The following is a 16,245-nucleotide window of genomic DNA, read 5'->3' on the forward strand; positions in this document are numbered from 1 at the left end:
CAGGACATGGGACGAGTCACGGAACGACGCAAGGTGATCCGCATCCGGGACGGGGCCGTGAGCACCCGCCCGGACACGCTCGTCGCCGAGGAACCACTGGAGATCCGCCTCAACGGCAAGCCGCTCGCGATCACCATGCGCACGCCGGGTGACGACTTCGCGCTCGCCGCGGGCTTCCTGGTCAGTGAGGGCGTCCTGGGCGAGGCCGACGAACTGCAGAACATCGTGTACTGCGCGGGCGCGACGGTGGACGGCTCGAACACGTACAACGTCGTCGACGTGCGGACGGCGCCCGGTGTCGTCCTCCCCGACATCACACTCGAACGGAACGTGTACACGACGTCCTCCTGCGGACTGTGCGGCAAGGCGAGCCTGGACGCGGTCCGTACGACGGCACGCTGGACGATCGACGACACTCCCCCGGTCCGGCTCGAACCCGAGCTGCTCGCGAGCCTCCCCGACCGGCTGCGGGCGGCCCAGCGGGTCTTCGACCGGACCGGGGGCCTGCACGCGGCGGCGCTCTTCACGGAGGAGGGCGAGCTCGTCGACATCCGAGAGGACGTGGGCCGGCACAACGCGGTCGACAAGCTGGTCGGCCGCGCCCTGCAGAGCGGCTCCCTGCCGCTGTCCCGCACGGTCCTGCTGGTGTCGGGCCGGGCCTCCTTCGAGCTGGCGCAGAAGGCGGTCATGGCCGGGATTCCGGTTCTGGCGGCGGTGTCGGCCCCCTCGTCGCTGGCCGTGGACCTGGCCGCGGAGTCGGGGCTGACCCTGGTGGGCTTCCTGCGGGGCGCCTCCATGAACGTGTACGCGGGCGAGCACCGCATCGCTCTGCGGGCCGCGGCCGCCCAGGGCTGAGCGGCTCCCCGCTGCACGGCGGCGGGGCCCCGACCGGCGGGGAGCGCCCCCTGCGCCGAAGGGGCCCCGCCCCAAAGCGGTCGCTCAGTCGGCCGCGCTCGCCCTCGCCCGCCGCCTCACCTCACCTCACCTCACCCGAGGCGAAGTGCACCTCGGCGGCGGTGACCACCGTGCCCAGCCGGGGGAAGTCCAGCCGTACGGACGCGTCGTGCTCGGCCGCGGTGAGGGCGGCCATCGCGTCCTCGACGAAGACCAGGTCGTAGCCGAGGTCGCCGGCCGCGCGGGCGGTGGACTCGACGCCCAGATTGGTGGCGATGCCGCCGAACACCAGTGTGCTGATGCCGCGCTCGCGCAGCTGCTCGTCCAGGGCCGTGCCCTGGAAACCCCCGATGGTCCGTTTCACGATCTCCAGGTCGCCGTCCGCCGCGAGACCGGCGACCAGCCCGCTTCCGGGTGGCTGCTCGGCGAGGCCGGGGCGCTCGACGCGGATGAGGACGACGAGGGCGCCCGCGGAGCGGAAGCCGGCCGCCAGCCCCTCGGCCACGGAGAGGACTTCGACGCCCTTCCGGGGCTCGACGGGCAGTCCGACGATGCGGTCCATCAGGTCGACGAGCACTAGGGCGGTGCGTGCGGGGTCGAGGGCGAGCCGGGGTTCGGCTGCGGGTACTGGTGCGGTCATGACGGAACGTTAGCCCGCATCAGCCGTCCGTACCGGAAATCCGGATCAACAGGCTCATGAACTGGTCGCGTTCGGCCGCCTCGAGCGGGGCGAGGAGCGCGTCGTTCGCGGCGCGGGCCGCCTTCTCGCAGCGCTTCAGCAGGCGCGTGCCCTCCCCGGTGAGGGACACCGCGTTCTTGCGGCGGTCCTTCGGGTCCGGTTCACGGACGATCAGGCCCGCGGACTGGAGGTCGTTGAGGACGCCGACCAGGTCCTTGGGATCGAGCTGGATACTGCGGCCGAGCTCGGCCTGGGCGACGGGGCCGAGGTCGGCGACGGCGGAGAGCACCACGTGGTGCCACATCTTCATCCCCTCGGCCGCCAGGGCCTCGGCCACCAGGCCGCGCCCCCGGGCGGCGGCCCGGCCGAGGAGCCAGCTGGGGAGGGTGCGGATTGCGGGCAGGGGGGCGGACATGCCCCCAGCCTAGCGAATAACCATGGGGCATCCCAACGAATCTCCAGTTATCATTGGGACTCCCAACGAATACTGTCCCCGCATTCTGGGAGGTGCGATGCGTCGCGTCCGGTACGAGCACACCGGTGGCCCGCTGTTCCTGGAGGAGGTGCCGGTGCCCGACGTCGGACCGGGCGAGCTGCTCGTCCGCGCCGCGGCGATCGGGGTGACCCTCCCGGTCGTACGGAAGGTCACCGAGGCCGCCGAGCCGATCCCGCTGGGCGGCGAGATCGCCGGAGAGGTCGTCGCCGCCGGGGAAGGTGTCACCCGTTTCACGGCGGGCGACCGCGTCACCGGTCTCTGCTTCGGACACGGTTACGCCGACTACGCCCTCCTGCACGAAACCATGGGCCACCCCCGTCCCCGAGAGCGCGAGCCCCGTCGACGCCGTCGCCCTGGTCCGCAGCGGCCTGGTCGCGCTCGGCGCCCTGGAGGCGGCCCGCCCCCGCCCCGGCGAGTCGGCGCTCGTCACCGCGGCGGCCGGCGGCGTGGGCCAACTCGCCGTACAGCTCGCGCGCCTGCGCGGGGCGTCGCGCGTCGTCGGCGCCGTGTCCGCCCCGGGCAAGGCGGCGTTCGTGCGCGGGCTCGGCGCCGACGACGTGATCACCTACGACGCCGACGCCTGGGGCGAGCCCGTCGACTACGTCCTCGACGCGGTCGGCGGTGAGCTGCTCACCCCGGCGATCGCCGCGCTCGCCCCGGGTGGCCGGCTCGTCGCCTACAGCTCGGGCGGCGGGACCGTCCAGGCGTACGACCTGCTGGTGAGCGCGAAGTCGGTGATCGGCTTCCAGATGGCGCGGATCGCCCGCGGGGAGCCGCAGCTGTACGAACGGTGGCGGCGGGAGCTGTGGCGGCTGTTCACGGACGGGGCGCTGCGGCCGGCCGTGCACGGGGAGTTCGACCTGGCGGACGCCGCGAAGGCGCACGAGGTGATCGAGTCGCGGAGCAACCTCGGCAAGGTGGTCCTGCGCACCTGACGCTCCGCCGCTACTCCGTCCGGTGTACTCGGCCTCCCGCGCACATCCCCACCCGCGCGGGCTCGTTACTCCCGGTGAGTTCCACAGGGCCACGTCCGCGCGGCCCGTCGTCCGGGTAGGAGGCAGTTACTTGGATGCCGGCACCACCCTGCTCGGCTCGTTAGTGGCCTGCGCGGGCGTGCTGGGCGCGGCCGTCGTGGCGTACCTGGGGAAGCGGGGCGAGAACGCTCTGAACGGCTTCTCCAGTCTCACCGACAAGCTGCAGTCCGAGCGCGACCGCCTGGAGCGCCAGGTCGCCGAACGTGACTCGCGGATCGTCGAGTTGTCCACGCTGCATGCCGCGGACCAGTCGGAGATCGCCCGGCTGCGCCTCGACGTCCACCGCCTGGGAGGTGCGCCGTGAACGGGTTCCAGCGGCTGCTCGCCCTGCGCTGGCGCGGCATCTTCCTCGTCTGCGTCCTGATCGCGCTCTCCGGCATCGCGGTGGTCCTGTGGGCGCGCATCGACGCCGGGGACCGCAAGGCCGAGGAGCTGCGCTCGGAGGCGGACCGGCGCGGCAAGGCCCTGTCCACGCTCGCGCAGGACGTGCGGGACCTGCGTGCCCAGGTCGAGGCCGGCGGTGGAACCCCCGCCGCGCCGGACCCCTCCGAGGCCGTGGACCATCTGGTCGACCGCGTTCGGGTGCCCGCCGGGATGCCCGGCGCACCCGGCGCCCGGGGTGAGCGGGGCTCGGGCGGGAAGAACGGTGCCGCCGGGAAGCGCGGGGCGCGCGGCGAGCCAGGTCCCCTCGGACCGTCCGGCGGGACCGGCCCCTCCGGCGAGCCGGGCACGGACGGCTCCCCCGGACCGGCGGGACCCCCCGGGCCGGCGGGACCCCCCGGACCGGCAGGGCCTCCTGGACCGGCGGGGCTCCCCGGGGCCGAGGGCGAGCGGGGGGCGCAGGGGTACCAGGGAGCGCCCGGATCCTCGGGCCCGAAGGGCGACCGGGGAGACCCGGGCCCGGCCGGCCCCAAGGGTGACCCCGGCCCCACCTGCCCGGACGGCTACTCCCTCCAGGCGCCCGCGAGCGACCCGGACGCCCTGGTCTGCCGCAGGACCGGAGCGGCACCCGGGCCGGTTCCCCAGGCGGCGGCGGTACTTCCGGTCCTGCCGCCTCCACGGCGACGCCGAGACCTGGCGTGAACACGACCGGTGCACGCTTCTTGTGGGCCGGCTGAGCGCCCAAGTAGCGTCTGTGACGCGCACGTTGGACGTGGGATGTCCAGATGTCCAGACGCATGAAGGGCAGGTCGCACCATGCCGTCAACTCTCCGTGCACGTATCGCATCGACCCTGACCGCCGTGCTCACCACCGCCGCACTACTGGCCCTGCCGAGCCCCGCGGGGGCCGAACAGGCGACGGACACGGGTGAGTTCGAGCAACAGGTGCTCTTCAAGGCGTCCCAGGATCCCGGATACGCCTGCTTCCGCATACCGGCCGTCGTGAAGACGACCGACGGCACCCTCCTGGCGTTCGCCGAGGGCCGCGTCCTCAACTGCGGTGACGCGGCCGACATCGACATCGTCCTCAAGCGCTCCACCGACGGCGGCCGCACCTGGGGCCCGCTCCAGGTGGTCAACGAGGGCGGCGGGGACACCCACGGCAACCCGGCGCCCGTAGTGGACCGCGAGACCGGCCGCATCGTCCTGGCCGAGACGTACAACACGGGCCGTACGGACAGCGCCGGCTGTACCGTCCCGTGCGACCGCACACCGCACCTCCAGTACAGCGACGACGACGGCCTCACCTGGTCCCGGCCGCGCGACCTGAGCGACGAGATCCTCCCGCCGGAGTGGAACTCCTGGTACGCCACCGGACCCGTGCACGGCATCCAGCTGACCCGGGGCAGACATGCGGGCCGGCTCGTCCTCGGCGTCAACACCGAGACATGGGACGGCAGTCGGGTCAGCGCGAACCACGCCGCGCTCATCACCAGCGACGACGGCGGCGACCACTGGAGGATCGGCGCCACGGACTCGTGGCCGATCGCCGCGGACGGCACGTTCCGTCAGAAGCCGTCCGAGATGACGCTGGCCGAGCGCACGGACGGGTCCGTCCTGGTCAGCGGGCGCGAGCAGGACGGCACCGACCTCGGACACCGCACCCAGGCCGTCAGCCGCGACGGCGGCTCCAGCTTCACCGCGCCCTTCCGTGATCTGCCGGACCTGTACACGCCCCAGGTCCAGGGCTCCTCGCTGCGCCTGGGCGACCGGCTGCTGCTCGCCTGCCCCGGCGACCCGGACCGCCGGCGGACCATGACGATCCGCTCCTCGTACGACGGCGGACGCACCTGGGACAGCGTCGACCGCGGCACGGTCGTCACCACGGACTGGTCGGGCTACTCGGACCTGGTGCGCGTCGGCCGGGACACCGTGGGCCTGATGTACGAGGGCGGTGCGGTCGACGCGCGGGACGAGATCCGCTTCGCCCGCTTCACCGAGGACTGGCTGAAACCCCGCCGCGGCCCCGACCCGACAACGCCCGACCTGGCCCCGCACGCCAAGGGCGCCGCGGTCCTCGGGGGCGCCGAGCAGACGGAGGGCGTGTTCGGCGGCGCGCTCGACTTCGACGGCGCCGACGACGCCGTACGCCTGCCGTACCGTGCCGAACTCCCGCTCGGGACAAAGGACTTCACGGCGTCCCTCTGGTTCCGTTACACCGCCGCGACCGGCGAGCAGCCCCTGCTGTGGATGGGCGGGATCGGGACCTCGCAGCCACAGGTGTGGCTGCGCGGCGAGCCCGCGTCGAACCGCGTCCAGGGTCTGATCACCGTCCGCGACGGCGCCTCGGCCCCGCAGTCCGCGTTCGTGCGCACGACGGGCGCGTACAACGACGGCCAGTGGCACCATCTCGCGCTGCGCCGTGGCGGCGGAGCGCTCACGCTGTTCCTCGACGGTACGCCGATCAGCACCGCGGATGTGCCCGGGTCCGTCAGCCGCAACTCGCCGTTCGGTGTGCACATCGGTCAGCGGATGGACAGCCGGGCGTACTTCACCGGATCCATCGACGAAGTGCGCGTCTATGGACGGGCGTTGAGCGACGCCGAGATCACGGGCCTGCGCACGGACAACGAGGCGTCGGCCCGGGACACCGTCCTGCGGCTGCCCATGGACCGGGTGAGCGGCAGCCACTAACGTCCCGTGCGTGCCCGACGACGCACGAGCTCGACGGCGGACCGGGACCGGGCTCGGTGTGCTCCTGGCCCTGGTCTGCACGGCCGTGCTGCTCACCGCCCTCCCGGACCACCACCGGGAGAGCGGCGGCTGCGCGGCACGCACGGTGGAATCCTGGCGCCCGGACACAGAACTGACCGGCGAGTTCGCGCGCTACGGCGACGACGCCACCCGTGCCGACGACTGGACCGGCGGCGACGGCACCCACTCGGTGCGACTGCCGGACGGGCGGGTGCTGTGGCTGTTCTCGGACACCTATCTGGGCCAGGTGCACGGCCCGCCCAACCCCGTCGGCGAGTCCTACGCCTGGCGGGACACCTCGGCACCCCTCGTACGCAACTCGGCTGTGGTGATGACGGGTGCGGGCCGGCTGAGCGCCACGCTGCCCGCCCCGCTGTTCCCGGATCCGGCCGCCGGACAGTGGCGCTGGCCGGTGGCCGCCCGGGTCGAGCCCCGCTCCCCCGGCTCGTCCGAACAGGTCGTACGTGTCCTGCTGTGGACCCGTACGACAGGTGCGTACCCGTGGATCTACGGCGTCCCGACCGCCACCGAGGTCGCCACGCTCTCCCTGCCGGACCTGCGGGTCGAGGGCATCACCCAGGTCCTCGACCAGCGGCAGGTCCCAGATCCCGCGCACCGCGTGCTGTTCGGCACCACGGCGGTGACGGGCGACGGGGACTGGACGTACGTGTTCGGCGGCGACGACGGGCAGGCCGCCTCCCGCCCGGCGTCGAAGGCGTACGTGGCGCGGGTGCCGCGCGGGAGGCTGGCGGAGCCGGGGGCCTGGGAGTACTGGGACGGCTCCGCCTGGAGGGCTCACGCCCGGCCGGCGGCGATGCTCGGGGACGGGCGGGGCACGGGCGTGGGCAGCGCCTTCACGGTCGTCCGCGACGGACCGACATACGTGCTGTTCACCATGGCCGCCGGCACCCGGGGGCTGACGACGGTCACGTCGTACTGGGCGTGCTCACCGGCCGGCCCCTGGCACGGTCCGGCCAGGGGATTCAGCCCGCCGCTGCCGCAGGGGCAGGTGGCCGCGTACAACCCGCAGGCCCACCCGGTGCTCGGCGGCGACGGCCGGCTCGTCCTCAGCTACGACGTCAACTGGCTGGACACGACGGGCGCTTCGGCCCAGGCGAACCTCAGCCGGAACGTGTCCCTGTACCGACCGCGGTTCGTGTCCCTGCGGCTGACTCCGGGGTGACCGCCGACCGCTCCGGGTCGCGCGCCCGGCGCTTGGCGATCACCGCGCACACCATCAGCTGCATCTGGTGGAAGAGCATCAGCGGCAGCACGGCGAGCGAGGCGTGCGCGCCGAACAGCACACTGGCCATGGGAAGTCCGGAAGCGAGGGACTTCTTCGAACCGGCGAACTGGATGGCGATCCGGTCCTCGCGGCCGAAGCCCAGCGCCTTGCCGCCGTACCAGGTCAGCGCGAGCATCACGGCGAGCAGCACGGCCTCGACGACGAGCAGTCCGGCGAGCCTGACGGCGCTCACCTGGTGCCAGATGCCCTGCACCATGCCCTCGCTGAACGCGGTGTAGACGACGAGCAGGATCGAGCCGCGGTCGACGAGTCCGAGGACCTTCTTGTGCCGCAGGACGAACCCGCCGATCCAGCGCCGCAGCACCTGCCCGGCGAGGAACGGGACCAGCAGTTGCAGCACGATCCTGACGAGCGAGTCGGCGGAGAACCCGCCGCCGCTGTTGCCGAGCAGGGCGGCCGCGAGCAGCGGGGTGACGACGATCCCGGCGAGCGAGGAGAAGGAACCCGCGCAGATCGCGGCGGGCACGTTGCCGCGGGCGATGGAGGTGAAGGCGATCGACGACTGGATGGTCGACGGGACGAGGGTGAGGAAGAGGAGACCGGTGTAGAGGGGCTGCGTCAGGAGCGCCGGGACGAGCCCGCGGGCGGCGAGACCGAGCAGCGGGAAGACCACGAACGTGCAGGCGAGGACCGTGACGTGCAGCCGCCAGTGCTTGAGGCCCTCGAGTGCTTCACGCGTGGAGAGCCGGGCTCCGTAGAGGAAGAAGAGAAAGGCGATCGCGGCCGTGGAGGCCCCCGACGCGACATCCGCGGCCGTGCCGCGCGCGGGCAGGAGAGCCGCGAGGCCCACGGTCCCGAGCAACAAAAGGATGTACGGGTCGACGGGTATCCAACTCGGCCACCGCAGGCGTTTCACTGTGCTCCACTACTTCGCTGTACGTCGTTTTCCGGACACCGGACGTGCCCTCTCCATCGTCCTCCCCGGACCCGCGATCGGGAATCCGGCATACCACTCTGACTGTCATCACGTTCCGCGATAACGTCGCGGGATGTACGACCCTTCACAGCTGCGGACGTTCCTCGCGGTGGCGCAGACGCTGAGCTTCACGCAGGCCGCGCGCCGGCTCGGGCTGCGTCAGTCGACGGTGAGCCAGCACGTGCGCCGGCTGGAGGACACGGCCGGACGGCAGCTCTTCTCGCGCGACACCCACTCGGTGGAGCTGACGGAGGACGGCGAGGCGATGCTCGGTTTCGCCCGCCGGATCCTGGAGGTGCACGAGCAGGCCACGGCGTTCTTCACGGGCACGCGGCTGCGCGGGCGGCTGCGGTTCGGCGCGTCGGAGGACTTCGTGCTGACCCGGCTGCCGGAGATCCTGGAGGGCTTCCGGTACGACCATCCGGAGGTGGACCTGGAGCTGACGGTCGAGCTGTCGGGCACGCTGCACGAACAGCTCGCGGCGGGCAAGCTCGACCTGGTGCTCGCCAAGCGCCGGCCGCAGGACCCGCGCGGGGAGCTCGTCCGGCACGACCGGCTGGTGTGGATCGGCGCGGAGCGGCTCCGCCTGGACCCCGACCGCCCGGTCCCGCTGATCGTCTACCCGCCGCCGGGCATCACCCGCGCCCTCGCCCTCGAGGCCCTGGAGAAGCAGGGCCGGTCCTGGCGCGTCGTCTGCACCAGCGGCAGCCTGAACGGCCTGATCGCGGCGGCCCGCGCGGGTCTCGGTGTGATGGCCCACTCCCGGGGCCTGGTCCCGCCGGGCCTGGTCCGTGTCCCTGAACGGGCGGGGCTGCCGGAGCTGGGCGAGGTGGACTTCGTCCTGGTGCACGGGCGCCGGCGGGGCCCCACCCAGGGCGCGGCGGAAGCGTTGGCGGCGGCGATCCTGGCGGGCGGCGACCGGTTGCACCGCGGGCGGACGTAGCCGGCCGGGCCGGACCTGCCCTAGCCCGGCATCCGGTACGTCAGCTGTTTGACCCGGCGCATGAACGGTGTCGTCTCGACGTGCTGGACCCCTTCGAGGTGGCCGAGGCGGCCGCTCAGGTAGGCGTAGAGGGCCCCTGTGTCCCGCACCACGGCGGTCGCGACGATGTTGGAGGGGCCGGCGGTCGCCGAGGCGTAGGCGATCTCGTCGTGGGTGGCGAGGGCCTCGCCGACCGAGTGCAGCGCGCCGGGCGAGGTGGTGATCCACAGGAGGGCCGCGAGGGAGTAGCCGAGGATCTCGGAGTGGTACTCGATGTCGATGTAGACGGCGCCGGAGGCCAGCAGTGCGGCGAGGCTGCGCTTGACGGCGGACTCGGAGCGGCCGGTGGCCCGCTGGAGCTCGGGGTAGGTGGCCCGGCCGTCCCGTTCGAGTGCGGCGACCAGGGGTTCGTCCTCCGGGGCGATCCGGGCGGGCCCGGACGCGGCCGGAACCTCGGGGCGCAGCGCGGCGATCTGGTCGTCCGTCAGTGCGGAGAACTTCCCGATCCAGCCCGTCGGGCCGCCGTAGAACCGGTGCAGCAGCTGCTGGGCGCGGATCTCCACGATGCTGGGTGTGCGGGGCAGCTTGCCGAGCAGCAGGTCGTCCTGGTCGCCCCGGCTGCGCGGGCGGCTCATGCAGGCCACCTCGGTGCCGCCCGACGCCAGTCCGATCCAGCCGGTGTCGGGTCGTTTGGCCAGGGCTTCCGCGATGGCCCCGGAGCTGTCGGGGGTGCAGCGCAGCCGCAGCATCCACTGGTCCTGGCCGAGGCGCTCCGCGTCCCGGACGGCCACGACCCGCAGGCCCGCCTCGGCGGTCAGTCCCCGGTAGCGGCGCGCGACGGTCTGGTCCGAGACGCCGAGCACGGCCGCGATCCGGCTGAAGGGCGCCCGGCCGGCCAGCTCCAGCGCCGCCAGCAGTTGCAGATCCAATGCGTCGAACGCGTCGGATTCCCTCTCCAAGGGGCACTCCAGTGTCGAAATCCAGCGGGATGAGCCCGATGACCGTGTCGATCGTCCGGGTCTCCCTCATCGTACGGACCGCATACGCATCCGTGACACAGGGAGTTGAGGATCATGCGTACATGGGGGCCGCTCACCGCGGTGTGTCTGGGGACGTTCATGCTGCTGCTGGACGTGACGATCGCCGTCGTGGCGCTGCCCGACATGGCGCGGGCGCTGCATGCCTCGCTCAGCGATCTGCAGTGGGTGATGGACGGTTACGCGCTGGCCCTGGCCGCGCTGCTGCTCGGGCTGGGGGCCGCGGCCGATGTGCTGGGGCGGCGGCGGGTGCATGTGGCGGGCGTCGTGCTGTTCGCGGTGGCGTCACTGCTGTGCGGGCTGGCCTCGGGGCCGGGGATGCTGGTCGCCGCGCGCGGGGTGCAGGGAATCGGGGCGGCCGCGATGTTCGCGACGACGCTGCCGCTGCTGGGCTCCGTCTACCAGGGTCGGCGGCGGTCGGCGGCACTCGGCGTGTGGGGTGCGGTGAGCGGGGCGGCGGCCGCCGTCGGTCCCGTGCTCGGCGGGCTGCTCACCGACGGGCCCGGCTGGCGCTGGATCTTCTTCGTGAACCTGCCGGTGAGCGTCGTGGCGGTCTGGCTGACGCTGCGCGTGGTGCCGGAGTCGCGGGGGCCGCGGGGGCGGCGCATCGACTGGGCGGGCACGGTGGCGTTCGCGGGCTTCGCGGGCGCGCTGACGTACGGGGCGGTGCGGGCAGGGTCCGAGGGGTGGGCCGAGGCGGGCACACTCGTGTCGTTCGCGGCGGCGGCCGGGGCGCTGGGCTGCTTCGTGCTGATCGAGCGGCGCACCGCCGATCCGCTCCTCGACCTGTCGTTGTTCCGCAAGCCCGCGTTCCTGGGCGTGATGGTGGGGGCGCTCGCCTTCAACGCGGCGGCGTTCGGTGTGATGCCGTATCTGTCGATCTGGCTCCAGACGCTGCTCGGGATGAGCCCGGTGCGGGGCGGTCTGGTGTTCCTGTGGCTGTCGGCCGCCTCGTTCGTGGTGGCCGCGGTCGGCGGCCGGCTGCTGCACGGGGTGCCGTCCCGGCTCACCATCGGCGGCGGACTGCTGCTGATCGGCTCCGGTCTGTTCTGCCAGGCGGTGCTCGACGCGGGTGCGACGGCGACGGCGCTGATACCGGGTCTGATCCTGGTCGGCGTCGGTACGGGCCTGGTCGCGCCCGGCATCGCGGGCGCCGCGCTCGCCGCCGTCCCGCTGGAGCGGGCGGGCATGGCGGGCGGCGCGGTCAACACCTTCCGCCAGCTCGGCTACGCGCTCGGCATCGCCGTCTTCGGCACGGTCCTCACCTCGCGCATGCAGAACGCGTTGCCGCGGGACGCGGCGCACACGCTGGCGGGCGGTGGCGCGGGAGCCCTGCGCGGGACGCTCTCCGAACACGCGCTGCGGGCCGCGTTCGCCTCCGGCCTCGACGCGGCCTCGGTGGCCGCCGGAGTGACGGCGACGGCCGCCGGTGCGCTGGTGCTGGTGCTGGTGCGGACACCGCGTCCCGCGCCGGATGCGGCCGGGGCGCCGGCACAGGAGGTCGCGGCGCACCGCGGGTGACGGCGGCGGGGCCGGTCCCGGCGCCACCGGGGCCGGGACCGGCCCCGGCAGTGAGGGAGCATGAGCGGTCCGACGGCAGGAGGGCGAGGAAACGGGGCCTCCGCGTTCGGTATCCGATGCGCGGTGCACCGTAATCGGGTCGCGCAGATTCCGTGGAGATTACGACCGGGAAACCTACGGAACCGTAGGTGGTTCTGCACCGTCTCTCCCCTTGTGGGAGGATTTTCCCGCGTGACCAGTGCATACACCGTGACCCTCCGTCGTTCGGTCACCCCTCCCGCCCGGCAGTCCGGTGGGGTAGCTTTCACGGCGCTGTGCGGAGCGCCACAAGGAGCGGGATTGCGCGAGTTCACCAACCCTCCGTTGGCGTCGGCGCCGCCGGTGGGCGGCCTGGCCGACGTTGTCTTCGACCATGCCCTGGAGGATCCGCTGCACGTCGCTCTCGGCCGCAAGGACGAGCAGGGCACCTGGCGTGACGTGACCGCCGCGGAGTTCCGCGACGAGGTCCTCGCCCTGGCCAAGGGCCTGCTGGCGCAGGGGATCCGGTTCGGGGACCGGGTCGCGATCATGTGCCGGACGCGCTACGAGTGGACGCTTTTCGATTTCGCGCTCTGGACGATCGGCGCCCAGGTGGTGCCGGTCTACCCCACCTCGTCGGCCGAGCAGGTCTTCTGGATGCTGCACGACGCCCAGGTGTCGGCCGCGATGGTGGAGCACGAGGACCACGCGATGACCATCGCGACGGTCATCGACCGGCTGCCCCAGCTGCACCGGCTGTGGCAGCTCGACGTGGGCGCCGTGCAGGAGCTGTACGAGTCGGGCGCGCACCTCGAGGACGAGGTGGTGCACCGGCACCGGCGCGCGGTCACGCCCGAGTCGGTCGCGACCATCATCTACACGTCCGGCACCACGGGACGCCCCAAGGGCTGTGTCATCTCCCACGCGAACTTCATGTTCGAGGCGGACACGGTCATCGAGCGCTGGGAGCCGGTGTTCCACTCCAAGCGCGGCGACGAGGCGGCCACGCTGCTGTTCCTGCCGCTGGCGCACGTCTTCGGGCGGATGGTGCAGATCGCCGCGGTCCGCGGCCGGGTCAAGTTCGGCCACCAGCCGCAGCTCAACGCCGCGGCGCTGCTGCCGGACCTGGCCGCGTTCAAGCCGACGTTCTTCCTGGCCGTACCGTACATCTTCGAGAAGGTCTTCAACGCGGCCCGCCGCAAAGCCGAGAGGGAGGGCAGGTCGGGCGCGTTCGAGAAGGCCGTGGAGGCCGCGGTCAAGTACGCGGACGCCGTGGAGGCGAAAGCCTGGGGCATCGGACCCGGTCCGTCGGCGGCCCTGCGGATGCAGCACCAGGTCTTCGACAAGCTCGTCTACGCCAAGATCCGGGCCGCGATGGGCGGCCGGGTGCGGCACGCGATGTCCGGCGGCTCGGCGATGGACCGCCGGCTCGGCCTGTTCTTCGCGGGCGCCGGCGTGTACATCTACGAGGGGTATGGCCTCACGGAGTCCACCGCGGCCGCGACCGCGAACCCGCCGGAGCGCACCCGGTTCGGCACGGTCGGCCAGGCGATTCCGGGCACCACCGTGCACATCGCGGACGATGGCGAGATCTGGCTGAACGGTGGCAACGTCTTCCAGGGCTATCTCAACGACCCCAAGGCCACGGACGCGACGCTGCACGACGGCTGGCTGGCCACCGGTGATCTCGGCTCGCTCGACGAGGACGGCTACCTCACCATCACCGGGCGCAAGAAGGAGATCCTGGTGACGTCCGGCGGGAAGAGCGTCTCGCCGGGGGTCCTGGAGGAGCGGGTGCGCGACCATCCGCTGGTCGCGCAGTGCATCGTCGTCGGCAACGACCGCCCGTACATCGCCGCGCTCGTCACGCTCGACTCGGAGGCCGTCGAGCACTGGCTCCAGATGCACGACAAACCACAGCTGACCCCGGCCGAGCTGGTCCGGGACGCCGAGCTGGAGACGGAGGTGCGGCGGGCGGTGGTCGCCGCGAACACGCTCGTCTCGCAGGCCGAGTCGATCCGCACGTTCCGGATACTGGCCCACCAGTTCACCGAGGAGCACGGCCTGCTCACGCCGTCCCTGAAGCTGAAGCGCAAGGCGATCGAGAACGCGTACGCGACCGAGGTGGAGGCGCTGTACCGGGCCTGACCCCCGGCACGGCGCCCGTCCGTCGCCGCTGTCCGATGCTCACCCGGAAGATCTTGTCCGAGCCGTCCGCCGCGCCTCCGTTGATCCATTTCCGGCCAATCTCCGGCGGGACCACACGGAATCCGCAGGGGATTCACGACGAATCCACCGGTCAGGAATGCATCACCGCCCGTGATCGTTGACGATGGGAGTACCACCCGACGACTGTAAGGATCGAGAGCTCGTGAGCACCAAGGTCCCCCCGATCACCCTGAACAACGGCGTCGAGATGCCCCAGCTGGGCTTCGGCGTCTGGCAGGTGCCGGACGACGAGGCGGAGCGTGCCGTCGCCACCGCGCTGGAGGCCGGGTACCGCAGCATCGACACAGCGGCGATCTACGGCAACGAAGAGGGCACCGGCAAGGCGATCGCGACCGCCGGCATCCCCCGCGCCGACCTCTTCGTCACCACCAAGCTCTGGAACAGCGACCAGGGCTACGACTCCACGCTGCGCGCCTTCGACGTGTCGCTGGAGAAGCTCGGCCTGGATTACATCGACCTGTATCTGATCCACTGGCCGCTGCCGACCCGGGGCCAGTTCGTCGAGACGTACAAGGCGTTCGAGAAGATCTACGCCGACGGCCGCGCGAAGGCGATCGGCGTCTCCAACTTCCTCCCCGAGCACCTCAGGACGCTCATCGACGCGACGTCGGTCATCCCGGCGGTCAACCAGATCGAGCTGCACCCGCACCTTCAGCAGCACGCCGCGCGCGAGTTCCACGCGGAGCACGGCATCGCGACCGAGGCCTGGTCGCCGCTCGGCTCGGGCAAGGGCCTCCTGGAGGTCCCGGCGATCGTCGCGATCGCCCGGAAGCACGAACGCACCCCGGCCCAGGTCGTGCTGCGCTGGCACATCCAGCTCGGCAACATCGTGATCCCCAAGTCCGTGACTCCGTCCCGGATCAAGGAGAACATCGAGGTCTTCGACTTCAGCCTGGACGACGAGGACATCGCGGCGATCAGCGCGCTCAACGAGGACCGCCGCCTGGGTCCCGACCCGGCGACGTTCGACATGGGCTGACCTGCCGGAACACGCGCCGGAACACGCGCGAGAAAACCCGTCGGGGCCCGGACACCGGAAAGGTGTCCGGGCCCCGACGCTTCCCCGGCGCCACCCCGCGCTTCGCGCCCCGCTCCCCCGGACGGCCTACCCGACGGCTCCCCCACGGCTCCCTCACGGCTCCCGCGCCTCGTACCGGCGCTCCCCATCGGCTTCCCCCTGGACCGGACCAAGTCCGCGGAAGGCCTTGACGCGGTCATGCAAGCAGGGCCACATTGTGCGCAACATGGTAAGGAAACTTTCCTAACAGAAGGGTCCCCCACAGTGCGCACTCGAACACTGACCCTCGCCGCGGCCGCCGGCGCCGCGCTCCTCGCCACCGCCGCACTTCCGGCCACCGCCTCCCCGTCCGGCACCAAGGCCCCCGCCTCGGCACAGGAGGGCTCGGTCAGCGCGGCCTCCCTGCTCGCCAAGGTGACGTCCTGTTCGCAGATATCGAACGGCAAGTACAAGACCGACGACGAGACATCGGCCACGATCCCCGTGTGCGGCAAGAACGGCGCGGTGTTCTGGAAGGCCGACATGGACATCGACTGCGACGGCCAGGTCACCGGCAAGTGCAACGGCACCACCGACCCGTGGTTCCAGGACGACACGGCGTTCCACCAGTCCGACGGCAAGCCGCTGCGCGCCGACTCGCTCCCGTACGTGGTCGTGCCCAGCTCCAGCAGCATCTGGAACTACGCGAGCGCCGGCATCAAGGGCGGCGGCGTGGTCGCCGTCATCTACAACAACAAGGTCGAGTACGCGGTCGTCGGCGACACCGGCCCCACGAAGATCATCGGCGAGGCCTCGTACGCCACCGCGCAGGCCCTCGGCATCGACCCCGACCCGGAGACGGGCGGCACCGACTCCGGCGTGACGTACATCCTGTTCAAGAACTCGCAGGTCTCGCCCATCGAGAGCCACAGCGCCGCCGTGTCGCTGGGTGACTCACTGGCGAAGCAGTTCCTCCAGAACAACTGAGCCGGACAGGGAAG

At 72.1% G+C, this 16,245-nt stretch carries 14 protein-coding genes and 1 pseudogene; 11 read left to right on the forward strand and 4 right to left on the reverse strand.

Going from position 1 to position 16,245, the window contains the following annotated elements; all coding sequences use genetic code 11:
* The first annotated feature begins 6 nt into the window (after positions 1–6).
* Entirely contained in the window at positions 7–855 is an 849-nt protein-coding gene (gene fdhD / locus SAVERM_RS09690) for a formate dehydrogenase accessory sulfurtransferase FdhD (RefSeq protein ID WP_010983276.1), read from the forward strand.
* A gap of 121 nt (positions 856–976) precedes the next feature.
* Here the strand turns inward: fdhD and SAVERM_RS09695 are convergent, their stop codons facing one another.
* Complete coding sequence (locus SAVERM_RS09695; protein ID WP_010983277.1) at positions 977–1,534, reverse strand: isochorismatase family protein; 558 nt, start codon at positions 1,532–1,534, stop codon at positions 977–979.
* Between the two features lie 19 nt (positions 1,535–1,553).
* Positions 1,554–1,988, reverse strand: a complete 435-nt coding sequence (locus tag SAVERM_RS09700; RefSeq protein WP_010983278.1) for a MarR family winged helix-turn-helix transcriptional regulator — start codon at positions 1,986–1,988, stop codon at positions 1,554–1,556.
* Between the two features lie 97 nt (positions 1,989–2,085).
* Here SAVERM_RS09700 and SAVERM_RS09705 point away from each other — a divergent pair.
* The 5 genes and pseudogenes from SAVERM_RS09705 to SAVERM_RS09725 all read left to right on the forward strand — a co-directional run bounded on the left by SAVERM_RS09705 (position 2,086) and on the right by SAVERM_RS09725 (position 7,421).
* Positions 2,086–3,004: pseudogene (locus SAVERM_RS09705) on the forward strand (quinone oxidoreductase family protein).
* Between the two features lie 130 nt (positions 3,005–3,134).
* A complete protein-coding gene (locus SAVERM_RS09710) occupies positions 3,135–3,407 on the forward strand; it encodes a hypothetical protein (RefSeq protein WP_037647371.1) in 273 nt (90 codons plus the stop codon).
* Entirely contained in the window at positions 3,404–4,186 is a 783-nt protein-coding gene (locus SAVERM_RS43890; RefSeq protein ID WP_063774024.1) for a collagen-like domain-containing protein, read from the forward strand. Before SAVERM_RS09710 ends, SAVERM_RS43890 begins: the two co-directional genes overlap by 4 nt.
* A 114-nt stretch (positions 4,187–4,300) precedes the next feature.
* The gene (locus SAVERM_RS09720) at positions 4,301–6,178 is read left to right on the forward strand and encodes a sialidase family protein (protein ID WP_010983281.1); all 1,878 of its coding nucleotides are present in this window, start codon (positions 4,301–4,303) and stop codon (positions 6,176–6,178) included.
* 10 nt (positions 6,179–6,188) lie between these two features.
* A complete protein-coding gene (locus tag SAVERM_RS09725; RefSeq protein ID WP_010983282.1) occupies positions 6,189–7,421 on the forward strand; it encodes a DUF5005 domain-containing protein in 1,233 nt (410 codons plus the stop codon).
* Here the strand turns inward: SAVERM_RS09725 and SAVERM_RS09730 are convergent.
* Positions 7,360–8,400: a bile acid:sodium symporter family protein gene (locus SAVERM_RS09730; RefSeq protein ID WP_010983283.1), complete on the reverse strand. Its 1,041-nt coding sequence runs from the start codon at positions 8,398–8,400 to the stop codon at positions 7,360–7,362. The genes SAVERM_RS09725 and SAVERM_RS09730 overlap by 62 nt on opposite strands.
* 133 nt (positions 8,401–8,533) lie before the next feature.
* Here SAVERM_RS09730 and SAVERM_RS09735 point away from each other — a divergent pair, with 133 nt between their 5' ends.
* The gene (locus SAVERM_RS09735) at positions 8,534–9,403 is read left to right on the forward strand and encodes a LysR substrate-binding domain-containing protein (RefSeq protein ID WP_010983284.1); all 870 of its coding nucleotides are present in this window, start codon (positions 8,534–8,536) and stop codon (positions 9,401–9,403) included.
* A gap of 20 nt (positions 9,404–9,423) precedes the next feature.
* Here the strand turns inward: SAVERM_RS09735 and SAVERM_RS09740 are convergent, their stop codons facing one another.
* The gene (locus SAVERM_RS09740) at positions 9,424–10,401 is read right to left on the reverse strand and encodes an AsnC family transcriptional regulator (protein WP_010983285.1); all 978 of its coding nucleotides are present in this window, start codon (positions 10,399–10,401) and stop codon (positions 9,424–9,426) included.
* 114 nt (positions 10,402–10,515) lie between these two features.
* Between SAVERM_RS09740 and SAVERM_RS09745 the strand changes: the two genes are divergently transcribed.
* The 4 genes from SAVERM_RS09745 to SAVERM_RS09760 all read left to right on the forward strand — a co-directional run bounded on the left by SAVERM_RS09745 (position 10,516) and on the right by SAVERM_RS09760 (position 16,231).
* On the forward strand, positions 10,516–12,000 hold the full coding sequence (locus SAVERM_RS09745; protein WP_010983286.1) for an MFS transporter: 1,485 nt from the start codon (positions 10,516–10,518) through the stop codon (positions 11,998–12,000).
* A 339-nt stretch (positions 12,001–12,339) separates the two neighbouring features.
* Positions 12,340–14,166: an AMP-dependent synthetase/ligase gene (locus tag SAVERM_RS09750; protein WP_010983287.1), complete on the forward strand. Its 1,827-nt coding sequence runs from the start codon at positions 12,340–12,342 to the stop codon at positions 14,164–14,166.
* A gap of 223 nt (positions 14,167–14,389) precedes the next feature.
* On the forward strand, positions 14,390–15,226 hold the full coding sequence (locus SAVERM_RS09755) for an aldo/keto reductase (RefSeq protein WP_010983288.1): 837 nt from the start codon (positions 14,390–14,392) through the stop codon (positions 15,224–15,226).
* Positions 15,227–15,529: 303 nt separating this feature from the next.
* The gene (locus tag SAVERM_RS09760; RefSeq protein WP_010983289.1) at positions 15,530–16,231 is read left to right on the forward strand and encodes a glycoside hydrolase family 75 protein; all 702 of its coding nucleotides are present in this window, start codon (positions 15,530–15,532) and stop codon (positions 16,229–16,231) included.
* The last annotated feature ends 14 nt before the right edge of the window (positions 16,232–16,245 follow it).

This window comes from Streptomyces avermitilis MA-4680 = NBRC 14893 (genome assembly GCF_000009765.2).
GTDB classification, from domain to species: domain Bacteria; phylum Actinomycetota; class Actinomycetes; order Streptomycetales; family Streptomycetaceae; genus Streptomyces; species Streptomyces avermitilis.